Genomic DNA, 26,973 nt, shown 5'->3' with positions numbered 1-26,973 from the left:
AGGACTACTTATGCCTCGGACGAAAGCTCAATTTGAAGAAATGCGCAAGGCTACAAAAGAGAAGATCCAATCGTCAGCCATGCAGTTGTTCGTTTTAAAAGGATTCGGCTCAACGAATGTACAGGAAATTGCCGATAAGGCAGAAATTAGCGTCGGTCTTATGTATAGGCACTACAAAACAAAAGATGAACTGTTTGATGAATTGGTAGAGTTTGCACTTGGTGGATTAAGAAAAACGATTGATCTTTTCGAGTCGGACGAATCACCAAATAAGTTAATAAATCAGTTTGTCCATGACGTATACAACGATATGATATCAGGAAATGAGCTAGCAAATTTGACGATTCTGATGACACAATCGTTTTTTGTAAAGGGAGAAGCAAATCAAGATGAGAACGAGGTTGCCCAGGTTAATGCCATGTTGTTGCAAGCAACGTCCAATCTAATTAAGCGAGGACAAGAAATGGGTGAATTTGGTACTGGGGAATCGTATGAGATGGCCTTATATTTCTTTTCGGCCATTCAAGGATTGGCTGAGATGAAGGTTCTACTGAGAAGTAACTTTAGTATGCCTTCACCAACTATCCTTACGGCATTCCTGTATACGAAAGGAGAATAGCTAATGTTCATGGTGATCAGAGCAGACAAAGCGGATATGGATTGTAGGACGCAAATGTCAGAAATTTTTGCCGATGGGTTTACGCAGTGGCTTGGATTTTTCTCCAAAGATAGAAACAAAATTGCAAAAGCATTTGCCCATATGTTTGTGTTAGATCAATTTTATATTACTCTAGCTGGCCATACAGTTGCTGCCATGGCGGCATGCACGGATGGTACCGCACTCGCGGTGATACTCGACAAAAAAGAATTACGAAGGCATCTTGGTTTTTTTAAAGGGAGTCTTGCCGGATATTTTCTGAAAAAGGAATTTGAAGTTCTTCTGGAAAATCGTTCGCCAGATAAATGCTCGATTGAGTTTGTTGGAACAGCTCTCCAATACAGGGGCCAAGGGGCGGCGTCACTCGTCATCCAGCATATTGTCGATAATACTCCGTATAAAGAATATTTAATTGAAGATGTAGCCGATACGAATGTTGCCGCAATGAAACTGTATAAAAAGCTAGGGTTTATGGAATATAAACGGAAGTCCATTCCTATAAAGAAGGCCGAAAAAAACGGGATAAATCATATCGTATCGCTAAAATATGTGAAATAAATTAAAGGATATAAAAGTTTTTCTCCACCTGATACATCGATCTTATTAGGCAATAATTCATTTGAAATTTAATCGACTACAAGCTGCCACTGGAACCGCCAGAGGCAGTTTTTTGTCATTTATTCAACTTCCAAGTATTTACTTGAATTCACTAGCTATAATTTATTCGAAATTGTATTAAGAACTAAATACAATATAGGGGTCTACGAGAAGTCCCCTTCGACGATAACGAATCGTTCCATGGCCTACTTATCTGAACTTGAAACCTCTTATGCTTGTTGTTGGTCGGTCCTATCGATGCGTCGCTTACTTCGTTGGAAAAACTATTTTCATTTGTATGAATTGATATTTTTTGGTATATATAGATTATTGGAATTTTGTTTATAAAGTATAATTTTTATTGACTGCTCTGATCAAAAATTACAAATTTATTATTTAATAAAGGAGTGAGCGAATTGAGTATTAAAAAATATACCCAAGCCAATCGCGAAGCTTGGAACGAAGTCAATGGTATTCATCAGAAGCACAATCCCATCCGATTAAGTGAAGTTTTTCAAGAAAAAGGCTTCTCCACGCTTGATGAACACATCACTCGTACATTTATACGACTAGGTTTGCAAGGAAGTAACGTGGCACAGCTATGCTGTAACAATGGCAGGGAAGTGTTGTCTCTGGTTAACCTAGGCGCACAAAGTGGCACGGGGTTTGATATTTCAGATCACGCAATTGAGGAAGCGAAGAAGCTTGCAACAATTTCAAAATTGCCCTGTACTTTCGTCTGTTCGGATGTTTATGACATTGAAGGTGTTTATAGCAATCAATATGACTTTTTGTACATCTCTATTGGAGCATTAACATGGCTTCCAGATTTAAATAAATTTTTTAATATCGCTTCTACTTTACTTAAAAATGACGGAAAACTCGTTATTTATGAAATGCATCCAATGTTAAATATGCTGGCTATGGAAGGTGATCCTGAATTTGAAGATCCTATGAAAATAGCTTTTTCATATTTCAAAAATGATCCATGGATCAACAATACTGGTATTGATTATGTCGGGAATACGACCTATGAATCTAAAACCAATTACAGCTTCAGTCATACGTTAGCCTCCATCTTCAATGCAATCATCCAAAGTGGTATCCAAATTAGTGAATTTGAGGAACACAACTATGATATTTCCTGTATCTTTACCCATTTGGAAAAAGAAGCGAAAATACCTATGTGCTTTACTCTGATAGGGAAAAAAGTATAATCTCCTGATATCACACAGGGTGCTATGAAAAAGAGGCAAATATATGGTTGTTCGGAAGAAGGGCTATTTTACTTACATTCTAAGATGATAAAGTGAGAATATTACTCGGGATCTTCACCGTGCAAACAAACCGTCTAATGTGACTTATAGCCCTCAGGTTTAATCATAAAGAACCTCCGTTCTTCGAAAGATCCAATGCTTTATATAGACGATTAGATCATTGCTTGGAGGTTCTTTAGCAAACCTCAAATGACGGCTAATTACAGTGCGACTTAGATATTTTATAAGTCGTTTACCTCTCCTATCTAGCTAGTTTCTCAAATTGTTCGAATAATTCAGTATTAGCTTAATAAAGTCACTGTTACATAATCCGCGCTTAACTGGCTGCGAAACAGTATCGTGTGTGAATCGCTTGTTCAATGTTTCCTACTTATTGCGTCACTGAGACAAAGTTTGGGTAATAATTATAAACGAAGGAGATGGCTTGGCAAGGTTTCGTAGCTCGCTATGTGCTAATGGTGCAGATCAAGTCAGAGTAACAACCCTAACTCAATGGATAAGGAGAGATTAGACATGACAAAAAAAGAATCACACAAAATTGTACTGGAAGAAGCTGCTATGAAGTTTGTGGAGGAAACGAAAAATCCGCCATATCTATTTGATCTTGGCCCTGTAAAAGGTCGAAAAGCTGTTGATGATGTTCAAAGTGGTGAGGTTGTAAAGCCAAGCGTGGACATGCAGGACAAGCTAATTGAAGGCGGCCCAAGTGGGAAGGTTTCTATTCGTATTGTTCGTCCGCAAAACGGACCGAGCAAATTGCCCGTCATTCTATATATCCATGGAGCTGGCTGGGTATTCGGCAATGCACATACGCATGATCGTCTAATTCGGGAGCTTGCCGTTGGAGCTGAGGCTTGTGTAGTGTTCCCGAATTATAGTCTATCTCCCGAGGCTAAATATCCGACGGCTATTGAAGAGATCTATGCAGTTCTGCAATGGATCGCAAAAAACGGTGAAGATGAAGGTATGGATACTGAGCGTCTTATTGTAGCCGGGGATAGTGTCGGTGGGAATATGGCCGCCGTTATGACGATTCTCGCGAAGGAACGCAAGGGACCGGCGATTCAGAAGCAATTGTTATTTTATCCTGTGACTGATGCAGGTAATGATACGGAATCCTACCATGAATTCAAAACAGGTTACTTCCTGCGTCGTGATGCGATGGCATGGTTCTGGGATCAATATACGACAAATAACAGCGAGAGGGAAGAGATTTACGCTTCGCCGCTACGTGCGACGATTGAACAACTCGAAGGGCTGCCAGAAGCACTAATTATTACAGCAGAGGCTGATGTTCTGCGCGATGAAGGTGAAGCCTATGCAAACAAATTGCGGAAAGCGGGCGTCACGGTAACGGCAGTTCGTTTCCAGGGTATTATCCATGATTTTGTGATGTTGAATGCGCTAGCTGATACGGCTGCAACAAGAGGCGCCATAGCACTAGCGAATGCATGGCTTAAATCTTAATTTCGTGATAAAGGTGTAAGATCAGTTGCTGCTCCAAATGGATGTACAATGAATCTATGCGGAGCGGTTAACTGTTCATTAGTCATATTGTGGAGCGAGGATTGACAAACATGTTGCGATCATTTATCTTTAATTTAAGAAATATAAATTAAAGATAAATGATTATTCTTAACTAAATGATATGAGGTGAATGTTATGATTCCGACTCTTGGTCGAATAAATGAATTGAGCAGAAAACAACGTGTGATCGGTTTGTCAGTGGAAGAAAAACTCGAGCAAGCTTCTCTGAGACAGGATTATTTGAAAGCTATTCGTGGTCAAGTGGAATCAACAATAAAAACTGTAACAATCGTAGACGAGGAAGGAAACGATGTTACTCCCTTGAAATTAGCTCAAAAAAATCAATCTGTTTAACGAAGCAGAAGACAAGCAATACTTTTGAATAGGGGTAGAATAATGACCAAGAAAATAGGTTTGATCGTAGGAAGTTTAAGGGAAAATTCGTTTAATCGCATGATCGCAAATACGATTCCTGAACTTGTGGATAATGCCGATTATGAGCACATATCGTTAGGTGAGCTCCCACTATATAATGCGGATCTCGATCGTGGGAACGAACTGGAATCGGTTCAACTTTATCGTAATTATTGGTGCTACTCCAGGATCTAAAGGTACGATACTCGCCCAGCAACAAATTAGACAAATACTGGAAGCGACTCAAACGCATGTGATGCCTTTTCAAAAAATGTTTATTTCCGATATTATGAATAAGATAGACAGCGAAAGTCGCAGAGTGACGGACGAAGCAACTCGTAAATACGTTAAGCGCTATGTGGAATCGTTCGTTCAATGGATTGAGTAATCTATTAAAAGGAATTAAATTGAGCAGCTTCGACAGGGTTAACAAGTACCTTCCTATCTCTACCACAAAAAAAGATCATGCAGCCATATTTTGGTTTCATGGTTTTTTTGTGGTTACTGCACAAAAAAATATAGCTTTGCAGGCCAAAATAAAAGAGAGCTACAGTAAACTGGATAAAATTTCAATGAACAAGTATAATGAATGCATCTTTATTAATGAAGGGACTGAATTATGCGCAGATGTTAATATTTTATCCCACCTATTAAACAATAATGGAGGTAAAAGTATTGACTACTCAGTTGTACACAGAACGATTGCATTTGAGAAAAATGCAGATGTCGGACTCATCTAGTTTGTTTAAAATTTGGTCTGATCCAGATGTTACTAAGTTTATGAATGTGAGTAACTTTACAGATGAAACTCAGGCACAAGAAATGATTAGAATACTTGATGAACTTTCTCAAGAAAACAAAGCTATTCGTTTCTCAATTATCGAATTAGAATCCAATGAAATTATAGGAACTTGTGGTTATAATTTTTTGGATTTTGAAAATCAAAAAGCAGAAATTGGCTATGATATTGCTAAATCATTTTGGGGAAGAGGATACGCTTCCGAAGCTATCCGTACTTTGCTGGAATATGGATTCTCATCATTAAATATGAATCGGATCGAAGCAAAAGTTGAACCCGAAAACGTGAATTCAATAAAGCTTTTACAAAATCTAAACTTTACGTTTGAGGGTACACTTAGACAGTATGAGAGAGTAAATGAAAAGTTTAATGATCTCAATATATATTCAAAATTAGTAACCGATTGATTGAAATGACCATACCAAACCTTTCTTAAACTAAGTGGAGTATCCATATATTCAGGCTGTTTCAGTCATTACTTTGGTAATGACTAAAACAGCCTGTTTTTGTTATCTTCTTCCTCAATGTAATTCTTTACTATGCCAGAAGTACGATACTAATAATCGAGTTTTTGGTAAGATGGTTGATCTTTGAACATTTTTTTGGTATAAATGGATTAACGATATCAATCCATTTAATTTTGAGTATAAATAAGGAGTGTCGTACAATGAGTCCTACCTTATCTCGTGAGAACTATTTTCTAACTGTAATAAATGATCTTAAAAATCACCATGTGGAAAAAGGAAGTATGGAGCATGATATGCAGGAACTGCTGCTCGATCTCGCTGAAACCGTTAAGAATAAAAATCCTATTAATCAATCGTTGTTGCTAGCAATTAATATGCTATTTGAAAGATATCAAGCTGTTCGCCTGAAAGTAAGTATTATTCCTACATTAGTGAAATCGCCTATTTATGGGTCAAACGATGAGCGAAACGATGAAGTACAGCAACAAATCCTGTTTCACACGGAATTTATTGACGCAGCTGATCAATTAAAACGAATGTACATGGAGTCGATTATAAGCTTACTTGAGACAATGGAGAAAAAGGGGCTGGATTTACAAAAGTGCATACAATGTGACAGTTGGTTTATTCCGTATCAGCGAGCCCAAATAACTAAGTTTTGCAGTTCCAAGTGCCGTAATCGCTACAATTATGTTCTTAGAAATATAACTAAAGAGGAGAAGGTATATGATTATTCTGAAATCCGATGAAGAAATAAAGATAATGCGAGAAGCGGGACGTATCGTTGCAGAATGTCATGCTTTTTTGGCGGAAACTATAAAACCAGGGATAACGACATTAACACTTGATAAATACATTGAGGAGAGGATACGTTCACGCGGCGCAACTCCAAGCTTCAAAGGGTATAACGGTTTTACGGCTTCTATCTGTGTCGCCAAAAACGATGTAATTTGTCATGGTTTTCCTGATGCGAATCCTCTAGTTGATGGTGATGTAGTAACCATTGATGTTGGTGCTTTTTATAAAGGTTATCATGGAGACTCGGGCTGGACATATGCGGTAGGAAGTGTTGCTCCAGATATTGAAAAGCTAATGCAGGTATGTCATCAAGGACTAATGCTGGGCATTGAGCAAGCGGTGGCAGGTAACCGGATAGGTGATATTGGATATACAATAGACACTTATGCCAATCAATTCGGATATGGCAACGTTAGAGAATTTACTGGCCACGCAGTTGGACAACAATTGCAGGAGGAACCGAGCGTTCCTCATTATGGAAAAAAGGGGCACGGCGTGCAATTGAAGAAAGGTATGGTTCTTGCTATTGAGCCCATGTTTACGCTAGGCAGTTGGCGCTCTTTTGTAGAAAGTGACGGTTGGACTGCTCGAACAATCGATAAGTCTATATGCGTTCAGTATGAACATACCGTCGCAATTACTGATAATGGTCCCCAAATACTAACAGTGCTTTGATCGTAAATAAATGATGTTTACAATTTCTTTTAAAAAATAAATGGAAATATATTGATATTAAGTTGTTATTCAGGCTCAAAGTGGTATGATTCTATCTATGCGAATGTGACATAGAATAGGTTGTGTTTATGATGAGAACGGGATTAATTTATGCAGTTATTGCCTATACGATCTGGGGATTGCTCCCTCTTTATTGGAAGTGGTTTGATGAGATGCCTGCTAGTGAAATATTGTCTCACCGGATTGTATGGTCATTCGTCTTTGTTGCTGGGATTATTGTATTTAAGAAGCGATGGAACGAGCTAAAGCAGACCATTACAGCAAGGGCTACAGTGCTGCCATTAATTTATAGTAGCTTGCTCATAACTGCGAACTGGTTAATTTTTATTTGGGCAGTTAACAATGAAAGAGCGGTGGAAACGAGCATTGGTTATTATTTAACTCCGCTCATAAATGTAGTACTAGCAATTATATTTCTCCGTGAAAAGCCAGTCGGGGGTCAGTGGATCGCAATTCTGTTAGCTGGTACTGCTGTATTACTAATTGCATTCGATTATGGAAGTTTTCCATGGATATCGGTTTCTTTAGCTTTAAGCTTCGGATTATATGGGCTTGCTAAGAAGAAATTAAAAATAGATGCGGCAATCGGACTTGTGACAGAGACGATGATCGTATTGCCCCTTGCGATTATTTATTGGAGTTATCTCGGCATGTCAAATCTTGATACCGCGTGGTCGCTGCCGTTATCCTCCTTGTTACTTCTGTTGTTATCAGGAGTGATGACTGCTACACCGTTGTTGCTGTTCGCTAAGGCTGTAAGGAAACTGCCATTGTCTATGATCGGATTTGTACAATATATTGGTCCGACATTAACCCTTCTCCTCAGTGTGTTTGTATTTAAAGAGACCATTAGTCCAGTAATGTATATTAGTCTTATCCTTATTTGGACTGCATTAGTTGTCTATGCTATTTCTTCAATAAGGATAGCAAAAGCGCAAAGACTAGCTGAGGCGAGTTAAATAGCTTGAGGATGCAGAAAATCTAGTAGGCCATTTACAAATGCTTCTGGTTGATCTTCTTGAACGTAGGTAAGTGAGTGATTAATGACCTTGAAGTGTGCCTTTGGAAATATACAATATACTCTCTGACCTAATTCTAGCGGGAACAATTTGGTATCATCGGCTCCCCATATAACGAGTACAGGCTTCTGGAAGTTGACAAGTTTTTCAGCCGCTAGCAAAGTGTAGTCCGTTGACCAGCCGTTTACGACTTTAATAAAATCCTCCCGAACGCCCTTTTGATGAATAAAATGATGTACATAAAGCTCCGATAACTCCTTCTTCGATAAGGTATGTGAGAGTAAACCCAGCACAAGTGATGTTTTTAATAATGGTTTGAAACGAAATGCTTGAGCCATTAACCATGTGAATCCAGGGATCTTAACACCTTGTTTGAGGAGGGAGAATGTTTTCGGAGGGAACACTTCGAATGCATCCGTATTACAAAGAATTAATTGGGATATTGTGTCTGGGTATGTCGTAGCAAAAATTTGTGCGTAAGCTCCTCCGGTGTCGTTACCTACGAGAATAATGTTATCAAGTTCAAGTGTATCAATGAATTGCTTTAGCAAGGTTGAAATGCCAGTCGGGTTTAAGTTTGTATCAGCATTTAGTGGTACAGAGTGTCCACCGAATGGTAAGTCAGGTGCTATGCAACGAAATTGATGAGCTAAAAGCGGTAATACCTTTCTCCATGTGTTTCCATTACTCAGTGCACCATGCAGAAAGACGATAGCCTGACCGCTGCCATAGTCGTGATATTTGATCCTTCCGCCTTCAATTTGTGCTTCTTTCATGTAATCTCCCCCTTCAAATCGTCTTGAAAACAACATAACATACTTTGGGTATGTTTTACATACCCAAAGTATGTTATGCCTCAAAATGAGTTTCTAACACTTCAAGCAAGCGTTATAATAATGGTATGAAAAGAAAATTGAAAAGACCCGAAGATGTCGAAACGACTAAGCAATTACTGCTTCGTCGAGCGGAGCAGCGATTTGCAGAGATTGGATATGCAAAAACGTCGATTGATGAAATTGTAAAGCAAGAACAATTAACGAAAGGAGCTATGTATTATCATTTTAAAGATAAAAGAGATCTCTTCGAGCAAGTTGTAGATCGACTGCTTCAAGAGATAGTGGATCGAATTCTAAATGCAATAGACGGACAAGATGATCCTTGGGAAAAAACGATGATAGCTATAGATACATACTTGGAGGGTTGTCTTCAACTTGCATATCGACGAATTGTCATTCAGGAAGCGCCTGCTATTTTGGGCTGGAAGGAATGGAGAGAAAAAGAAAAGCGCAGCGTCATGAAGTTGTCGACTATGCTTCTAATGGAGTTGATGGCGTCAAGCTATATCAAAGAGCAGTCTGTGGAATTGCTGAATGATATTCTTTTTGGAGCAATAACAGAAGCAGCAATTGGTATCGCACATTCAAATGACCCGTCAGAAGCACGTATTCAGGCGAAAAGTATTTTGGAACGTATGTTAAAAGCGATGACTTAAAGTATTTTGAATGCTAATATGAACCGGACTACTTGTTAGGAACATTAAAATACTCCAAAATACGTTCGATATAATCCATCACTTCATTGCTCACGCCAACGAATCGCTTGCCTCCATCGAGATAGTCCAATAGTGTGGAGTGGTTTACTAGCTGTTTGTTTGAGCAAATGGTAAAGTGATAAGTGACTATGCTTGATTGTATACATTGCTTCATGAGCTCGGAAACTCCTGCGCGAAGTGCGGCTGTACCTGCTAAAGTAGCTAGAAACAAAGCAACTACGAACAATCCCCAGCCTATCAAAACAGATACCCACCATTGCGAATAATTATTTTGATTTCCTAGTTGCAAGTAATTTAGATGCATGAAATACGCCTCCCAAACTCGTAATAAATGCAGTATAAACCCTGCCCTATAGGGGAGGGTTTATACTTTTTCATTGTCTGGCGATAAATTTAACGAAATAACGTGCGGAGTATCGTTGTAACAAAAACGCAGGAGTTCTTTTTTTGAAAGATAGATGAACTAATCATTTTGTAAAGTAATTGGTTCTATAGACCTGGAAGTCTGTATCTGTATAAGACTTTTCGATTAGTTATTATTACCTGTAAAAGTGAGATTAACTCATGTTATAATAAAAAACCAGTTGTTTTCGCCTTAATTTTTCCTTAATCTATTCAATTTTTAGTTATAAAGTACGATAATAATAAGTAGTTTGTGTAAGTGAATGGAATTATGCGGATTACTATATAGTCAAATATGATTATTATGTATTCTTGCATGTTGATAGGAGCGTGTTGTGGAAAGCAGTTAGATTTAATCTTTTTATGAAGTAGAAATAGAATTAGAAATGAGGAGCATTAACGATGCAATGGGTAAAACGAATGTCTTTTTTCACTAAAACGTTGTTGTTAGCTTGCTTTAATATTTTGCTGATTGGTACCGTCTTAATTACTTCTAGTTATATGACACAAAAAAGTATTCTAATTGATCAGTTGCAAGGACAGATTACTGCTATTACTCAAACGTGGGCTGATGAAATTGATCCTAAGCTGGTTAACGAGGCTGTCAGTCAAAAGAGCTACGAAGGAGCAGCGCAAGGGGTGCTTCAAGAGAAGTTCGACCAGGTCCATAAATATAACCCTAATATTGCCCAAGCTTACATATTCGGTACTGAACTAGTGGGAGGCAATCAAACTTCCCTTATTGCGATGCCGACAAATCTTGTTGAAGCTTTCTCCGCGGAGAAAATAATGATTGGTGATATGTATGAGCAGCCAGAAGCTATGGCAAATGCCGTTACCGAAATGTTGAAGACTGGGAAACCGGCCTTTACGAGCTTCTACGACGATACTTTTGGCACTTGGACGACAATTCTATATCCAATATCGAACGAGGAAGGAAAGGTCTTCGCCTTTTTTGCTGCGGATGTAGATGCTACTGCTGTACCAGAGGGATTGCATAAGCTACTAGTCAACGGTATTAGTATAATGGCGGCTTTCTTAATTGTTGTTTTCATTATTCAATACTTTATGACGCGTTGGACGCTTAATCCGATTAAGGAACTGGTACGTGGTATTAGTCAAGTTAGCAACGGTAATTTGAATGTCGAGTTAAAAACAGGCAGCGACGATTTAGGAATTGTTAATCAGAAGTTCAACGAGATGGTTCATCGTATTAACGATATGATGGTACAAGTACAGCGTACTTCGCACGCAGTTACAAATTCAGCTAAAAATCTGCATGAAATATCTGATCAAAATAGCAAAAATACGAGTATGATTACATCAAGCGTTAAGGAAATTGCTAATGGAATCGCTGATCAAGAACAGGCATCTGTAGAATCTACAAGAGCGATGTCTGAGCTTTCGACTGTTATTGTTACGATTGCAAATAATTCCTCTAAGGTAGCAGATGAAGCAAATGAAATGGAGCAGAAGTCGATCGAAGGAAATACGGTCGTCAAAAAAGTAATGCACCAAATGGAACAAATTCAGAGTTTCGTTAGCGAATCTGCAAATGCAATGAAATCGCTCGAAAGTCGTTCTCTAGAAATTGAGAATATCGTATCTATTATTACGGGCATTTCTAGTCAGACGAACTTGCTTGCACTTAATGCAGCTATTGAAGCAGCAAGAGTTGGTGAGCATGGTAAGGGGTTCGCAGTTGTAGCAAGCGAGGTTCGCAAGTTGGCTGAGCAATCGGACAACTCTGCAAGTCAAATCTCTGATTTGGTCAAAGAGATTCAAGAGGAAATCAAAATTGCGGTTAGAGCATTGAATGAAGGAACGAATGTAGTAAATGAAGGTTTAATTATTTCAGATACAACTGGACAGTTGCTTAATGAAATCTTGCAAGCAACTCAGAACGTTTCTCACCAAATTCAAGAGGTATCCAGCTCGACAGAGCAGCTGTCTGCGAGTACGCAAGAGCTAATCGCAACATCAGAGAACTTATCCGAGTCAGTTGGAATTACGGCGCTTAACAGCTCAAGAATATCGGATTCAGTAGAAGAGCAAAAAGTAGCGATGAATGTCATTGTAGATTCATCTACGAATCTTTCGACATTATCAGAGGAGCTTCAAGCGCTACTAAATCAATTCCAAGTGCGTTCTAAATAATAAAGATTAATAGGTACCCACACACATCTTAGATAAACATAAATATGATTCCTCGCATCAGAGCTGATGCGGGGATAATTTTCTGTAAGGAGAAATTACTATTATGACTGAAAACATGCTTGGAACTAATCAATTTGCGCAAGAGAATTCCCTGTTGTTCATACCACTTGATCGTATGCGTCACAATCGTACTTTTTCTTTCACATCAGCTGAGCTGTCGTTAAGCGAACGGGTAAATGAGCTCATGCATAAAGCTCTATTTAATAGAGAGAAAGAGGCAGCTCTGCTTGGAGCTGTCTATTTTTCATTGCTTTATCGCTTATCAGGAGAGCACGACATTATGGTAGGGTTGGCCTTGAATGAACATAGTGAAATACCTGTGTCCCTTCATTTTGAGGAAGACAATCGAACGTTTCAAAGTATTGTGAACAATATGATGGTCTGCTTGGCAGTCGGAGTTAATGCCGATCTTGATTTCGACACTCGCTTTTCAATCGGGCATACAATTAAGCCCGAGAGGGAGCTGCTTAATTGGCAGATGCTAGAGGAAAACGGTAAGTGGCGGATAAAGGTGGATTACGACACGTCAGTTCTTGAGGAAAGTTCTGTGCATCGTTTTATGTCCTACTATATGAAGTTGCTTGATTCAGCTCTTGTTGATCCGAGTAACCTCATTGCTGCAGTAAATATTTTGACGGATGAAGATATTAAAATTTACGAGCAATTAAACAATACCGAATGGGACTATGCTAAAGATCAGACGATTCATGGGATGTTCGAGGAGGCGGCAGCCAAGTTCCCAGAGCAAATCGCTTTATCTTCTATTTATGGTCAGCTTACATACCGCGAACTTAATGAGAAGGCTAACCAAACGGCAAAAATGCTCACTAGTAAGGGTCTTGAAAAAGGCGAATTTGTTACTATCTTTATGGAACGCAGCCTTGACCTGATCGTTAGTTTGCTTGGTATATTGAAGGCTGGTGGTGTGTACGTTCCTGTTGACCCGGATCATCCTGAAGATCGTAACCGTTATATTATTTCTGATACGGAATCGGCATTTATATTGACTAAGTCACAATATATAAGTGCGGCAGAGCAGCTTTGCGATCAAGTACATTCAGTAAAGGAAATTATAGCAATTGATTCCGGAGTAACAGACACCTATCAGGGTGATGAAAATGTAGGGGTTAGCGTAAGGTCGGAAGATTTGGCCTATGTGATTTATACTTCCGGATCAACGGGCAGGCCAAAGGGTGCGCTGATTGCACATGAAGGGGTTGTTAATCTTGGAGAAACCGTTAGGACGGACTGCCAGATCAAACCTGGTGATGTTCTAACGCAGTTTGCTACTTATAGCTTTGATGCTTCCGTTTGGGACACAATTGGAGCTTTATTCTATGGAGCGCATCTTTATTTACTTTCGAACGATGAGAGAGTATCGGTGGAGGAATTTGCATCCGCTATCGAAAGAACGGGAACAACAATTATTACGATTTTGCCTACCGTTTTCTTTAATCAGCTATCTACTTATCTATCTAGCGAGGGTTACCTCAAATTAGCAAAGGTCAAGCTTATTACAGTTGCAGGTGAATTGTTGTACGGCGAGCAGGTAAGGGCATTCCAGCGTAAATTCCAGGACGGCATTGATATTGTCAATGTGTATGGTCCAACCGAATGTACAGTGTGCACAACAACGTATAAAATAACGGGCTATATCTCGGACAATATGACGAATGTTCCGATCGGCAAGCCTATTCATAATTATAAAGTGTATATTGTTAATGAAGAAAATCAATTGTGCCCAGTTAACGTGCATGGTGAGTTATATATTGAAACAGTTGGACTTGCTAAGGGTTATCTGAAGCAGCCAGAAAAAACGGCAGAGGCATTCATTCCTAATCCATTCGGAGAAGGACAAATATATAAGTCCGGAGATATATGCAAGCTGCTTCCTGATGGAACAATTGATTATGTCGGACGACGGGATTCACAGATTAAAATACGTGGACATCGGATTGAAATTGGAGAAATCGAAGATAGCTTTGCCAAAATTGCTAACGTACAGAACGTAGCCGTCATTTGCAAAAAGGATGTCGACGGTCAAAATATGCTTGTAGGCTATTTTACTTCTAAGGAAGGAGAGGGCATATCAGGAGCGGTGATCAAACGAATGCTGGGGGACAAGCTTCCATCCTATTTCGTTCCGAAGTGGATCGTGCAGTTGGATGTTATGCCTACATCACCTACGGGCAAAATTGATAGGAAGGGATTAATCAATTATGAGCATCGTGCAGGGCAGTCTACGGAAGAGAGCTATGAAGAGCCGGTAACAGATGTTGAATGGAATGTAGCCCGCTCGTGGCAAGAAGCGCTCAAGCTTGATCAAGTGTCGAGATGTGATGATTTCTTCACGATTGGCGGAGACTCACTTGCAATCATTCAAGTTCTCGTTATATTGAAGCCGTATTACCCGAGTTTGAAAATTAATGATTTCTTCCAATATCGCACAGTTGAAGCAATCGCGATCCGTATTGAGGAACTGGCATTAGAAGAGCATCATAAGACCGGTTTACCACGTTACACAGGTCCGGTTATTTCTCTGCATGAGCATCCTAATCTTCAAGTTGCAGGTACGAAAGAGCAGAGCTTTGCAACACCAAGTGCGGTGCTATTGACGGGATCGACCGGCTATTTAGGCAGCTATTTGCTGCGTGAGTTGCTAGTTCAGAGCGAGGCTGTCGTCTATTGTCTCGTTCGTTCAGGATTGGAGCCAGGTATTGCGCGTATACGAAGCAGCATGGAATTTTTCTTCGGCGCAAGCTTCGTAGATGGGATGGATGGGCGTGTTATTGCACTTGAAGGAGACTTGGAGCAACCAGGTCTTGGGCTAAGTGATCAAGAACGACATATGCTTATCAATGAGTTGGATGCGATTATTCATAGTGCAGCGGACGTTAGACATTTCGGAGATGAAGAGCAGTTTGCCAGAACGAACATCGCGGGGACGCTCTCGTTGATCGAGATTGCTCAGCAAAGTAAGAAGCAGATAAGATTCCATCATATTTCGACGCTTGGCATACCAGAAGATCTTGCTTTTAGCGGACAGTGGGATACTGTAGTTGAGGGGCAGAAGCTTACTTCAGATCTTCGTTTAGACAACATGTATACGAACAGCAAATTGGAGGCTGAGAAGGTTCTTGTCCGTGCATCAGAGCAAGGTCTTGCTATCAATATATATAGAGCGGGTAACTTGTCATGCCATCCTGAAACAGGTCTTTTCCAAAAAAATATCGACAGCAACTCCTTCTATCGAATGATCAAATCGATGCTGCTGTTAGGGAAAGCGCCAGAAGCGAATTGGGAGGTCGACTTTACGCCAATCAATTATGCAGGTCAATCGATCGTACACCTTGCGCTTCGTTCGGACACGTCAGGACGCATCTTCCATATTTGCAATCCAGTATCAGTAGCCTACTCCGAATGGATCGAAATGATCCAAGCATATGGTTATGAGATCGAGACTCTTGCTCCAGAGGAATATACGAAGTGGTTGTTTAACGATCAATATTCCAAAGATCCGGAAGGTGTGAAGTTGGCAATAGCTCAGTTGGAAGGTGACGGTGCAAAGGATTCTCCGTTCCGCTACGGATGTGAGTCTACAAGTGAGCTTTTGCAGCAGTCCAATATTCGTTGTGCGGAGCCTAATGGGCAGTTTATGAACAACATGATTAACTATGCAGTCAATATAGGATACTTCCCGAAGCCGATGGTGCTGCAGAGTAAGTAAGAAACATAAGGTTAATTGAAATAAATAAGTAAAAGTTGCATATAAGCTGTTCCACAGTCACTAAAGGCTGATGGGGCAGCTTTATTTGTTGTATAGGACTGTTAAATAAGAACTTACTACTATCTGGGAGTGGACTTATTGATGTATGAAAGTAATTTAATTTGTGAATAAAAGGGTATGAATACAACTGGCTCATTGTGGGCTTATTTCGGGAAAAAGGGGGCAGTCGATTGCAAATTAAACATTCGGTTACCTTTCTTTATGTGTATGTATTTATAACTGGAGCATCCGTTATGGCGCTAGAAATTGCAGCATCTCGCTTTCTAGCTCCATATTACGGTACCTCTATGGTAGTATGGGCCAATATTATTGGTCTTATTTTGCTATCGCTATCATTGGGTTATTGGATTGGAGGCAAATGGGCAGACAAACGACCAAGTGGGAGTTTGCTAATGATTCTTTCGCTTGCAGCTGGGGTTCTTACATCATTATTGCCTCTATGGGGAGGATTTCTATTCCCATTACTTTCAGCAGGAATTATGAACACGCCGATATGGATTATTATCTGTTCTTTTTTTGCTGTACTTATCGTGTTTGCTCCCCCCATATTTCTACTGGCAATGGTTAGCCCGTTTGCTATACGATTAATTGCTCGTGAAACAGAACATGTTGGAAAGATTGCAGGAAATCTGTATGCATGTTCTACACTGGGGAGCTTGGTTGGGACATTCGGGACGGCATTTGTTACGATTCCTTTTTTGGGATCAAAAGAAACAATATTTATATGGTCCAGCTTTCTTATTATTATAAGTGTGTGGGGTCTTCGAAATCATCGAATCAAATGGATTTATGCGCTAGTATTTCTCCCATTAATAATCTACCTCATAACAAATAACAGTGACACATCGAACAGGGAAGGAAAGCTTCTATGGGCTAAAGACTCCTTATACCAGTACATCCGTGTCATTCAAAATAAAAAGGGTGATACAAGTCTTGTTTATAATGAAGGTGGCGGCATTCAGTCTATACATCGGGTGAGTCATCCATTAACGTATGATGATTACTACAGTGACTACACATTAGTTCCGTTCTTAACGGGCTCACCCAAGCAAATACTCGTTCTTGGCTCTGCAGGCGGATCAGTAGCGCATTTATTAGCAACATACGTCAAACCCCATTTCCCTGATTTACAAATTACCGGCGTGGAATTAGATCCTGAGGTGGCGAAGCTTGGACCTCGTTTTTTTGGTTTAGAACCTGAAGATGCCACTATCATTACGCAGGATGCCCGCGTATTCATTAATCATACGAATGAACGTTACGATGTTATTATAGTCGACTGTTATTCTCAGCAAATTTATGTTCCATTTCATCTTTCCACAACGGAGTTTTTTCAATCTGTACGTAAACGTTTAACACCAAATGGCGTAATAGCAATGAATGTTAATGCCACCACTTCGGAGTCACGTTTATTGGCTTCATTTGCCAAAACCGTTCATCAAGTGTTCCCTTACACATATTTAGTTAGAGCACAAGGGCAATACAATTATATGCTGCTAGGTGCAATGAATCCGTTGACGTTGGATCAATTAAATGGAATCAACGCTAACGATGCTTTGGAAGTAGTGCGTAAGAAATGGCCTGAGACTTTAAATGTTGTATCAAATATGCAAATGGCAAAAGGAACGATACTAACGGATAACAAGGCTCCTACAGAAATGATGACAGATTCAATGATTTTTGGGGAAGTGAATAAATAAAATAAGGGGCTATTTTAAATTATTCGTAATCTTAAATAATCAAATTTTATTTTAAAGTGACAATAAAACACTTTTATTGACCAGTTGGTACAAAAGGTGTATTCTACTAATGTTATCTTTAAAATGAGAGGAGAATAAGATTGAATAATCGTGGCAGACCGAGAGAGTTTAATTATTCCTCAATTGTAGATGTTGCAATGAAAACATTTTGGATAAGAGGATATGAGGGGTGTTCTACACAAGATTTATGCAGTGATACAGGACTTGGAAAAGGAAGTTTATACAATACTTTCGGAAGTAAACATGAACTGTATAAACAAGTATTAGAACGCTACCATGAAATGGGGATTAGGGAACAAAAGAAATTGTTAGATACTCCAATTCCAGTTAAAGAACGATTAAGTAATTTTTTTGAATGGGCATTGAAAGAAGACTTTGAGAATATTGATCAAAAAGGATGTTTATTGATTAATGCCAGTGTAGAACGTGCTAAAAACGATTTAATGGTACAAGAAATTTTCTCAAAGCATGTTGAGCTTCTTAAACAAGCTATTGAAACAGTAATAGAGGAAGGATTACAAACAGGTGAAATTTCAAAGAATCAATCAGCTGAAGAATTGGCTAGTCTGCTTTTAAGCAGTTATTACGGATTCCGTGTCCTTAATGTATCGATGCAAAATCAGAAGTTAGCTGAACAGGTTATCAAAGGAACAATGGAGTCTATTTTTGGCGCTTAGTGCGCTCTTTTTTAACGCTATTTTTGTACCAACCGTTACAATAATGGATTAGGGGTGTTTTTATGCCATCGATTATTTATTTATTAGCATTAGCAATCTTTTGTATGACTACATCAGAATTTATGGTTGCAGGTATGATGAACGAACTTGCTCTTGCATTCCAGGTTTCTGTATCATCTATTGGGTATTTAATTACAGCCTATGCAGGAGCAATGGTGGTAGGAGGCCCCATTTTAACTGCAATTCTCTTACGAATGCGCAGCAAACAAGCATTATTGTTTTTAATGTTTGTATTTTTAATTGGTCAATCTCTCGGAGCTATTGCTTGGAACTATGATATTATGATGATTTCACGTATCATAACTGGTATTGCTTCAGCTTCAGCTTTTGGAGTCGCGATTTCCTTTTCTGCAACATTGGTTCACTCTGATTCAAGGGGAAAAGCTGCATCAATTGTACTTGCAGGTTTAATGTTCGCAACTGTATTAGGTTTACCTATAACAACCGTTATTTCGCAATATTTTGGCTGGCGTATTAGTTTTGGGGCTGTTTCTGTTCTTGTGCTAGTATCAGGGATTATGATCCAATGGTTGCTACCATCATTATCAAATAAAGAGCAACTTAACTGGAAAGACGAACTTATGCATTTTAAGAACAGACATCTCTGGGCAGCGTACACAACAAGTTTGTTTATTATTGGTGGTACGTTTGCAGCATTTAGTTATTTCACTCCTATTTTCACTAATGTCACAGGCTTTTCAAGTGCAAGTATTCCATATTTACTTGCTCTCTATGGTAGTGCGACGGTAGTTGGGAATATAGTAATTGGCAAGTTTGCTGATAAATATACAATGAAAATATTGGTGAGCGGATTGATCATATTAATAGTGGCATTGTCTTTATTTGCTTTAGGTGCAGAGAATAAACACATTGCGGTTATTTCTACGATTTTTATTGGTTTAACTGGTGTTGCATTGAATCCGGCTATGGTTGCGAGAGTAATGAAAACAGCTAGTAATGGAACAATGATCAATACCGTTCATAGTTCTTTTATTACACTGGGTATTGTTATTGGTTCGTCACTAGGTGGTCTTGGAATCAGTAAAGGATATGGTTTTGTAACTCCGTTGTGGATTGGATCATGTTTAGCTGTCCTTGGGGTAATTTCAATATTACCATATTTATATAAGAAAAAGACGGATAAAGAGGTTTAAAGATTCTTTACATCTTTATTCCCTCTTCGCTAAATTTACTTTTTGATTATGCATTGATAATGATAGTTTTTGCTAGGTATCTAGTCGACATTCCGGTAGCTATATTATTCTTATAAAGAAAGCATCTTTCTTGTTAGCATAGATTACAAAAAAAGATGTAGTGTTTATAAAAAATTGTAATCAAACTTTGTTTTAAACCAACACTAGCTATTTCAATATTCCAGGATCAGGGGTGTCCTAAGCCAGTAGCGCGGCTTTGGGACACCCCTGATTATTGTCTTGAGATAAGAAAATTACACCTTAATCTCTTCCGGTCTAAGCTGTAAAACTTCTTGAGATCAAGTCTCTGGAACAATGATCCTGCTGGCGCATGTAGATCGGGCTCAGACATTTGATCGACTAAGCTTTGTCCATCCCTCGGGATAAAAGCATCGAAGAAGACCAAACGTTTAATGCGATCAGCAACATCCTCAGCGACTTTTGCGATAACAGTTCCGCCGAAGCTGTGACCAACTGTTGCATTTCTTGAGACTATCGTAACAAAACCACAATCGATACTCTGTAACTTCATCACATAAGCCGAACTTTTCTCAAAATAATACTGTTCGCTAGCTTCTCTAATTAATTGCCGTTTATACGAGTCGAGTTGCTTGCTTTATGAGGATCAGCAAGCAATAGGAGATGAGTGCCATCCGAACTTGATTCATTTCTCTCTCACACCATATCGATTCTTTATTTAAGCTGATACGATGAATGATTTTAGGAAGAGCAATAAAATATAGTCATTTGGAACAGTAACAAGAGCGGAGCTGATTCCATATGTTGTCATGAGGTATTCGTGTGAATGGGCGAAATTCACAGAGGGGTTTCTTGATCGCCTTAGACCTGTTCATCTTGTCGGCGGCAGCGTGTGCAGTCGTCACAACTATCTATTAAACGGAGGTTGGACAATGAACGATTTTAAAAAAGATTTAAACAATTTGAATGTTTCTGAATTTCACGCAAGCGAGGTTACACCTTTTAACGCTCAAAGTCAGTACGATGGTCGATTATGCTTCGTTTGTTTCAATTGCATCAATTGCTTCAACTGTTTCAACTGTCAAAACTGCCATCGTTGCCATCACAACTGTCAAAACTGTCAAAACTGTCATAATTGCCACAATTGTCATAACTGCCATAACTGCCACGGAGGAGGTCATGGTGGAGGACATGGTGGAGGTGGGCATGGTGGTGGAGGACATGGAGGACGGTGAGTTAGCAGTCGCTATAAGACAGCAATCATGTCCGTTGTAAGTTATAAACGTAAATAGAGGCTACTTAATAGGAAGAGGAAAGCTCCTGCAGGCGCAGGGGCTTTTTCATGCTTATTTTCCTTAAAGAATAAGACATGAGGGACAAATAGCGGTACATAGGATTACTTGTGAAGAGTAGGTAGATCGGGAGGAGGAATCGAATGACAAGTGTAAACGCTTCGATGCGACTGAAGGTGAAAAGAGATACATTTTTTCTCCCTAACACAAACGGCAGTGTGTATTTTCGTAATAATGTAAGCTCATTCCGCATGGAAGGAGTAATGATCGATAAATGGATTGAAAAACTGATACCGATATTCAACGGGGAGCATAGTCTGGAAGTTGTGACAGACGGATTATCGGACGAACATCGGAACCAGGTATATAAAATTGCAGAAATGCTGCATCGTAATGGATTTGTACAAGATGTGAGCCAAGACACTCCACATCAACTGTCGGAACAAATAGCCCAAAAGTATGCTTCACAAATTGAGTTTCTGAACCATTTCGGCAATTCTGGTGCGTACCGGTTTCAGTCCTATCGTAATGCCAAAGTATTAGTAGTTGGCTCAGGCCCATTCCTGATCTCGGCCTTTTCTGCACTACTTGATTCTGGATTACCTACGTTTTGTGTACTAGTCACGGACTCTGAAACGACGGATCGCAAGCGGATGCTGGAACTTGCAACACATGCTCGTCAAACAGATCCTGAGATAGCGGTAGAGGAATTTACGCTGCAGCAGGAGGGGGCTAGTCGTTGGTGGGAAGCTGTGAAGCCATTTGATTCAATATTGTATGTGTCGCAGGACGGAGATAGTGAGGAACTGGAGCTGCTTCATGCGACTTGTCAGGAACAGAAGAAGATGTTTCTTCCCGCTGTCTGTCTGCGGCAGGTTGGTTTGGTGGGTCAGTTCGTACACTCGGACTTCGAGGGATGCTGGGAGTCAGCTAGGCGTCGCATACACGAATCTGCGATTAGTAAAGATTCCGAGCAGCATACCTTTTCTTCGACTGCGGGAGCGATGTTAGCGAATATCGTCGTGTTTGAATTATTTAAAAAGATTACAGGAGTGAACGATTCGGAGCGGAGCGATCAATTATTCCTGCTTAATCTGGAGACATTGGAAGGGAAATGGCATTCGTTCATGCCCCATCCGCTTGTGACTGGACGTACTGCAACTGCTCTGGGTCACGAGTTCGCTACTCAGCTTGAACGGGGCTCAAAACAAAGTGAGGACGGATTGCTTCCGTATTTCAGTCGATTGACATCAACAGTATCGGGCATTTTCCATAGTTGGGAAGAAGGGAACTTGAATCAGCTACCTCTTTCTCAGTGTCGCGTTCAGGCAGTCGATCCGTTAACTGATGGGCCGGCAAAGTTGCTGCCAGAAATTATTTGTAATGCTTTGACACATAAAGAAGCTAGGCGGGAAGCAGGGCTAGTAGGGATAGAAGCATATGTATCGCGAATGGCTAGCTTACTCGTTTCGCCACTTTCATCCGATCGGGTAACAAAAGGCAATAGAATAGAACCTGAGGAATTTATCGGTGTCGGAGCGGGAGAAACGGTTGAGGAAGGCATCGGCCGAGGGTTGCAGAGGTGTTTGGCCGAGATGCTGGGAAAGCAAAAGGCATATCCATTTCCTGCTGTCTTTCGAGTACAGTTGTCTGCAATAGAAGATAGACACTGCCAGTTTTATTTGCAAAGTCTGACGACGATGAGTGAAGCACCCATTATTGGAATGGGAGAGAAAGTATCTGGATTCCCTGTGATGTGGGTCGGTACGAATGATCGCTGGTATGGTGGTGTAGGTTTGAATGTGACCCTAGCGCTGCGGGATGCTTTGCAACAGGCTTTATTAGAGGCACAAAACCGAAAGGAAAGTCTCACACCGCAAGTAGTAGAGGTTTCATCCGTTCGTTTGTCCAGACAATTACCGCAAAGCCTTGATATTCCATTAAGTGAAGAGACAGCAAGAGGGGATCTTCTAAAATCCGCCTTACAGGTTTTAGAGCAGAACGGTAAGAAGCTTTTGGTCTTCGATCTTGCTGTAGAACCGTTTCTGAAAGAGGAGATTGAAGGGGTATTTGGTGTGATGTTGCGAGAGGAGGGGTTCCGGTGAGCGCTATCGTTATGATTGTGGGAGAGGGGGTGCTCGCGGACCACGTATACGGGCAACTTTCAGATCAATTCGAGATTGTACATCAAACCGATTTCGAGGCAGGGGCTCTGAAAGAGGTTAGTTTGGTGCTGGTACTGCACGATGCTTGGTATCCTGACGTTCATCAAAAGGCAGAAGAGCTGCTGCAATCAGTCGGCATCCCTTGGTTGCGCGGCTTCGTTTCATTTGGCGAGGGAGTAATTGGACCTTTAGTTACTCCGGGTATACGGGGTTGCTCACAGTGTGCAGATATGCGGCTCCTCATGGCGGGACGCGAGCGTAGGGAGATGCGAGCGCTGCAGCAAAGACTGTTGGATCGCGAAAGAATTCAGAGTGATGCTTGGGCGTCGCGTACTGGACTTTTACAGGTAGCTCACCTTCTGGTGGCTGAGGCACAGAGAATGTTACAAGGAAAACAGGTTCATTCGGATGGTAATGTATGTTTGATCAATCTGAAATCACTGGAGAGTACACGTCACTTCTATCTTCCTGACCCGTTATGTTCGGTTTGCAGTCAATTGCCGGAAGATTCATCGACAGCAGCTAATATTTCGCTGCAACCAAGTCCGAAGACTAGTTCAGATAGTTATCGCTGCCGTACGATAGATGATCTGAATAAAGTACTGACCAAAGACTATCTGGATTACCGGACAGGCTTTTTGAATGGAAGAATGGTTGACCTAGATTCGCCATTTGCCGATGCCAGTGTGAATCTACCGTTATTATCTGAGGACGTGGGAACGGCAGGTCGAACTCATTCCTATGCGACCAGTGAGTTGACCGCCATTATGGAGGGATTGGAGAGGTACTGCGGCCTAGCACCTCGAGGCAAACAGACGGTAGTTTATGACAGTTTTCGCAAATTGAAAGATCAAGCACTCGACCCTGTCAAGCTAGGGATGCACACGAAGGAACATTACGCTCTGCCGGGATTTCCGTTCAGAACGTTTGATCCCGAGCAACCTATCCCATGGGTATGGGGTTATTCATTTTTGCAAGAGCGTCCACTTTTGGTTCCTGAACAGACCGCCTACTACAGCATGGGCCACGGACATGGATTCGTGTTCGAGTCTTCTAATGGATGCGCGTTAGGTGGAAGTTTGGAAGAAGCTATTTTTTACGGGATTTTGGAGGTGGTAGAGCGGGATTCATTTCTGATGACTTGGTATGCGCAGCTGCCTCTCCCACGCCTTGATCCTTACTCTGCTAACGACCAAGAATTGCGATTGATGCTCGATCGAATGCGAGCGGTGGCGGGGTTTGATGTACATTTCTTTAACTCGACTATGGAGCATGGGATTCCGAGTGTTTGGGCGGTAGCGAAAAACAGGAAACAAACAGGAGTCAATCTCATCTGTGCGGCCGGAGCTCATCCTGATCCTCTGCGGGCGATGAAAGGTGCGGTACACGAATTGGCCGGAATGGTTCTGAATCTTGATAAGAAATTCGAGTCAAACCGGGAGGATTATGTTCGGATGCTCCGCGATTCCTCCCAAGTGCAGCAGATGGAGGATCATTCTTTGCTGTACGGTTTACCGCAAGCACAGGAGCGCCTGCAATTTTTACTGGATGACAATCGCGTATTGCGAAAGTTTGAAGAGGAATTTAAACAGGCGGCAAGGCGAACTGATTTAACGGATGATCTGAAGGATATTCTAAAGACGTTCCGACAATTGAATCTCGATGTGGTTGTGGTGGATCTGACAGCGCCGGAAATCGCTAGAAATGGACTTCATTGCGTGAAAGTGCTGATCCCAGGGATGTTGCCGATGACATTTGGACATCACTTTACCCGCGTAGCAGGATTGGAGCGGGTATTTAGGGTGCCAGTGGAACTTGGGTACGTTAAGCAGCCGCTAAGCCCAGAACTTCTCAATCCATACCCGCATCCGTTTCCATAGGTTTTACAGGGGAAATGAAACGTGAAGTGTATTAGTTCACCCTTGTTCCTGTCAGGAGGGAGAAGCATGAGTCTTGAAGCATTTCTGCACAACTTGCATTATGACATTGAGAAGACCAAACCACCGGAGGCGGTAGTGGATTGGGAGGATGGGCCGCTTGCGTATAAGCTCTACCGCGGTTTGCCAGTCGTTCCGTTATCTCCGGCAGTGCCGTTAACGCTCGTAGATGGCGAAGCATCAGAAAAGCCAGACCTTCATCGAATGGGTCATTTTCTCTGGTACATATACGGGCTCACTGGATTGTCCCAGTCCGTTCCTGTCTCCAATTTAATGATGCAAAATGATGGCCTGTTGCAGTTGTACCGGCGGTTTGTTCCGTCGGGGGGAGCATTGTACCCGAGCGAAATATACGTGTATCTGAAGCTAGAAGATTTACCTGAGGGAGTCTATCATTATGATGTGGCACACCACCGTTTGGTGTTGCTGCGCGAAGGCAACTTCGATTCCTATTTAGTGCAGTCTCTAGGCAATCGCTGTGACGTGTCGGCTTGTTTTGGCGCTGTGTTCGTATCGACAATGTTTTGGAAAAACTTTTTTAAATACAATAACTTTTCTTACCGTCTGCAAGGACTGGATGCAGGTGTGTTGATTGGTCAGCTTTTGGAAGTGGCAAAGCGGTTCGGCTTTACGTCGGGCGTGCATTTCCAGTTCCTTGATCGGGCCATGAATCATCTCCTCGGATTATCGGAACAAGAGGAGAGTGTATATGCGGTGATTCCGCTGTCAGTGGAGCTTGCAAACCCTTGGTTAGTCAATAGAAATGAGGTTGAGGAGGGAAGTTCTGCCGCCGAATTGTGCCGGGAGTTGGCAACTGTTCACCATGATCATTACATCAGGTCTCGTACGGTCAAGGCGTTTCCGATGCTCATCAAGATGAACGAATCATCTCTATTGGAATCGTTTCGGCCTTCCCTGCAAATGGAGGAGGGGAGAATCGTTCACCGAGAGGTTCAAGCCGTAGTTCTGCCCTGTGTAAAGAGATTGTCGTATGATCTAGCGACAGTAAGCCGAAAGCGTTTTTCACCGGATGGTGATTTTGTTATGGGCAAGATAGGCCAAGAGCAGCTGGCCGTCCTGTTGCAGGAGGCAACGGCTTCTTTTCGGTATCGGAATGATTTGGATGGCGCACAAGAAAAACATGTTTCTCGCGTTTCTCTGTACGTCTGTTTGCATAACGTTGATGGTATACCTGATGGCGCGTACCATTATGACAATACTGCCCATATGTTGCGTCGGGTACGTCAAGGAGATCATCGGCTCAGGTTGCAAGAGGGGATGCCTTCCGACAATGTGAATCTCTATCAAGTTCCGCTATGCTTTCATGTAGCAGGGGATCGGGATCATCTCACAACGGCATTGGGATTTAGGGGATATCGCATTCAACAGATGGAAGCGGGGATGCTCGTGCAGCGATTACTATTGGCGGCATCCGCTATCGGGATCGGGGGGCATCCGCTCCTCGGATTTGATGCTAGAGTGTGTGATGAGATTTACGAGATGACTTCACAAGGAATAACTAGTCTGATACAGATTCCGGTTGGACCTTATCGTGATTGCCCACGATTGGCAGGGGGGGTGCATAGCTAATAGGAAATGAAAGAAAGAGTGCTTGCCTACTCGGCAGCACTCTAATTCCAATTCAGTCTTATACGAATAAG

23 protein-coding genes and 1 pseudogene are annotated in these 26,973 nt (G+C 41.1%); 20 read left to right on the top strand and 4 right to left on the bottom strand.

The window, feature by feature from the left end; translation table 11 throughout:
* Window positions 1–10: 10 nt before the first annotated feature.
* From MFF31_RS22620 to rarD, 11 genes are all read left to right on the top strand, one after another.
* The gene (locus MFF31_RS22620; RefSeq protein WP_238191259.1) at window positions 11–619 is read left to right on the top strand and encodes a TetR/AcrR family transcriptional regulator; all 609 of its coding nucleotides are present in this window, start codon (window positions 11–13) and stop codon (window positions 617–619) included.
* Between the two features lie 3 nt (window positions 620–622).
* Window positions 623–1,216 carry a GNAT family N-acetyltransferase gene (locus MFF31_RS22615; RefSeq protein WP_238191258.1) on the top strand — a complete coding sequence of 198 codons (594 nt, stop codon included), beginning with the start codon at window positions 623–625 and terminating at the stop codon, window positions 1,214–1,216.
* A 455-nt stretch (window positions 1,217–1,671) separates the two neighbouring features.
* Window positions 1,672–2,472, top strand: coding sequence for a class I SAM-dependent methyltransferase (locus tag MFF31_RS22610; protein ID WP_238191256.1), 801 nt, complete (start codon window positions 1,672–1,674; stop codon window positions 2,470–2,472).
* Between the two features lie 573 nt (window positions 2,473–3,045).
* Window positions 3,046–3,999 carry an alpha/beta hydrolase gene (locus tag MFF31_RS22605; protein WP_238191255.1) on the top strand — a complete coding sequence of 318 codons (954 nt, stop codon included), beginning with the start codon at window positions 3,046–3,048 and terminating at the stop codon, window positions 3,997–3,999.
* A 195-nt stretch (window positions 4,000–4,194) separates the two neighbouring features.
* Complete coding sequence (locus MFF31_RS22600; RefSeq protein ID WP_238191253.1) at window positions 4,195–4,413, top strand: DUF896 domain-containing protein; 219 nt, start codon at window positions 4,195–4,197, stop codon at window positions 4,411–4,413.
* 42 nt (window positions 4,414–4,455) lie between these two features.
* Window positions 4,456–4,668: an NADPH-dependent FMN reductase gene (locus MFF31_RS25495; protein ID WP_375541349.1), complete on the top strand. Its 213-nt coding sequence runs from the start codon at window positions 4,456–4,458 to the stop codon at window positions 4,666–4,668.
* Window positions 4,607–4,861, top strand: a complete 255-nt coding sequence (locus MFF31_RS22595) for an NADPH-dependent FMN reductase (RefSeq protein WP_238191251.1) — start codon at window positions 4,607–4,609, stop codon at window positions 4,859–4,861. Before MFF31_RS25495 ends, MFF31_RS22595 begins: the two co-directional genes overlap by 62 nt.
* 287 nt (window positions 4,862–5,148) lie before the next feature.
* Window positions 5,149–5,679 carry a GNAT family N-acetyltransferase gene (locus MFF31_RS22590; RefSeq protein WP_238191249.1) on the top strand — a complete coding sequence of 177 codons (531 nt, stop codon included), beginning with the start codon at window positions 5,149–5,151 and terminating at the stop codon, window positions 5,677–5,679.
* A gap of 260 nt (window positions 5,680–5,939) precedes the next feature.
* Window positions 5,940–6,488, top strand: coding sequence for a hypothetical protein (locus tag MFF31_RS22585; protein ID WP_238191247.1), 549 nt, complete (start codon window positions 5,940–5,942; stop codon window positions 6,486–6,488).
* Window positions 6,466–7,212, top strand: coding sequence for a type I methionyl aminopeptidase (gene map / locus MFF31_RS22580; RefSeq protein WP_238191245.1), 747 nt, complete (start codon window positions 6,466–6,468; stop codon window positions 7,210–7,212). Before MFF31_RS22585 ends, map begins: the two co-directional genes overlap by 23 nt.
* Before the next feature lie 131 nt (window positions 7,213–7,343).
* Window positions 7,344–8,231 carry an EamA family transporter RarD gene (rarD, locus tag MFF31_RS22575; protein WP_238192209.1) on the top strand — a complete coding sequence of 296 codons (888 nt, stop codon included), beginning with the start codon at window positions 7,344–7,346 and terminating at the stop codon, window positions 8,229–8,231.
* On the opposite strand, the gene MFF31_RS22570 is transcribed toward rarD, so the two are convergent.
* On the bottom strand, window positions 8,228–9,067 hold the full coding sequence (locus MFF31_RS22570; RefSeq protein ID WP_238191243.1) for an alpha/beta fold hydrolase: 840 nt from the start codon (window positions 9,065–9,067) through the stop codon (window positions 8,228–8,230). The two genes, rarD and MFF31_RS22570, sit on opposite strands and share 4 nt — an antisense overlap.
* Window positions 9,068–9,192: 125 nt before the next feature.
* On the opposite strand from MFF31_RS22570, the gene MFF31_RS22565 reads away from it, so the two are divergent.
* Window positions 9,193–9,783 (top strand): TetR/AcrR family transcriptional regulator, encoded by a 591-nt coding sequence (locus MFF31_RS22565; RefSeq protein ID WP_238191241.1) that lies wholly within the window; start codon window positions 9,193–9,195, stop codon window positions 9,781–9,783.
* 28 nt (window positions 9,784–9,811) lie between these two features.
* On the opposite strand, the gene MFF31_RS22560 is transcribed toward MFF31_RS22565, so the two are convergent.
* Window positions 9,812–10,147: a hypothetical protein gene (locus MFF31_RS22560; protein WP_238191240.1), complete on the bottom strand. Its 336-nt coding sequence runs from the start codon at window positions 10,145–10,147 to the stop codon at window positions 9,812–9,814.
* Window positions 10,148–10,647: 500 nt separating this feature from the next.
* Between MFF31_RS22560 and MFF31_RS22555 the strand changes: the two genes are divergently transcribed.
* The 5 genes from MFF31_RS22555 to MFF31_RS22535 all read left to right on the top strand — a co-directional run bounded on the left by MFF31_RS22555 (window position 10,648) and on the right by MFF31_RS22535 (window position 19,900).
* The gene (locus MFF31_RS22555; protein WP_238191238.1) at window positions 10,648–12,402 is read left to right on the top strand and encodes a methyl-accepting chemotaxis protein; all 1,755 of its coding nucleotides are present in this window, start codon (window positions 10,648–10,650) and stop codon (window positions 12,400–12,402) included.
* Window positions 12,403–12,505: 103 nt separating this feature from the next.
* On the top strand, window positions 12,506–16,189 hold the full coding sequence (locus tag MFF31_RS22550) for a non-ribosomal peptide synthetase family protein (RefSeq protein WP_238191236.1): 3,684 nt from the start codon (window positions 12,506–12,508) through the stop codon (window positions 16,187–16,189).
* 230 nt (window positions 16,190–16,419) lie between these two features.
* Entirely contained in the window at window positions 16,420–17,949 is a 1,530-nt protein-coding gene (locus MFF31_RS22545; protein WP_238191234.1) for a spermidine synthase, read from the top strand.
* Window positions 17,950–18,089: 140 nt separating this feature from the next.
* Window positions 18,090–18,686 carry a TetR/AcrR family transcriptional regulator gene (locus MFF31_RS22540; protein ID WP_238191232.1) on the top strand — a complete coding sequence of 199 codons (597 nt, stop codon included), beginning with the start codon at window positions 18,090–18,092 and terminating at the stop codon, window positions 18,684–18,686.
* A 62-nt stretch (window positions 18,687–18,748) separates the two neighbouring features.
* Entirely contained in the window at window positions 18,749–19,900 is a 1,152-nt protein-coding gene (locus tag MFF31_RS22535) for an MFS transporter (RefSeq protein ID WP_238191230.1), read from the top strand.
* 423 nt (window positions 19,901–20,323) lie between these two features.
* On the opposite strand, the pseudogene MFF31_RS25490 reads toward MFF31_RS22535, so the two are convergent.
* Both MFF31_RS25490 and MFF31_RS22525 read right to left on the bottom strand, forming a co-directional pair.
* Window positions 20,324–20,435 (bottom strand): annotated as a pseudogene (locus MFF31_RS25490) (alpha/beta hydrolase); the annotation flags it as partial.
* Between the two features lie 514 nt (window positions 20,436–20,949).
* Window positions 20,950–21,099, bottom strand: coding sequence for a hypothetical protein (locus MFF31_RS22525; protein ID WP_248565553.1), 150 nt, complete (start codon window positions 21,097–21,099; stop codon window positions 20,950–20,952).
* Between the two features lie 254 nt (window positions 21,100–21,353).
* Between MFF31_RS22525 and MFF31_RS22520 the strand changes: the two genes are divergently transcribed.
* The 3 genes from MFF31_RS22520 to MFF31_RS22510 all read left to right on the top strand — a co-directional run bounded on the left by MFF31_RS22520 (window position 21,354) and on the right by MFF31_RS22510 (window position 26,902).
* Window positions 21,354–23,315, top strand: coding sequence for a putative thiazole-containing bacteriocin maturation protein (locus tag MFF31_RS22520; protein WP_238191228.1), 1,962 nt, complete (start codon window positions 21,354–21,356; stop codon window positions 23,313–23,315).
* Entirely contained in the window at window positions 23,312–25,255 is a 1,944-nt protein-coding gene (locus MFF31_RS22515; RefSeq protein WP_238191226.1) for a TOMM precursor leader peptide-binding protein, read from the top strand. Before MFF31_RS22520 ends, MFF31_RS22515 begins: the two co-directional genes overlap by 4 nt.
* A 66-nt stretch (window positions 25,256–25,321) precedes the next feature.
* Entirely contained in the window at window positions 25,322–26,902 is a 1,581-nt protein-coding gene (locus MFF31_RS22510; protein WP_238191225.1) for a SagB family peptide dehydrogenase, read from the top strand.
* Window positions 26,903–26,973 lie beyond the last annotated feature (71 nt).

This window comes from Paenibacillus sp. L3-i20 (genome assembly GCF_022180385.2).
GTDB lineage: Bacteria > Bacillota > Bacilli > Paenibacillales > Paenibacillaceae > Pristimantibacillus.
Note: the sequence above shows the minus strand (reverse complement) of the source record. Positions and strands in the feature narration are given on the sequence as shown.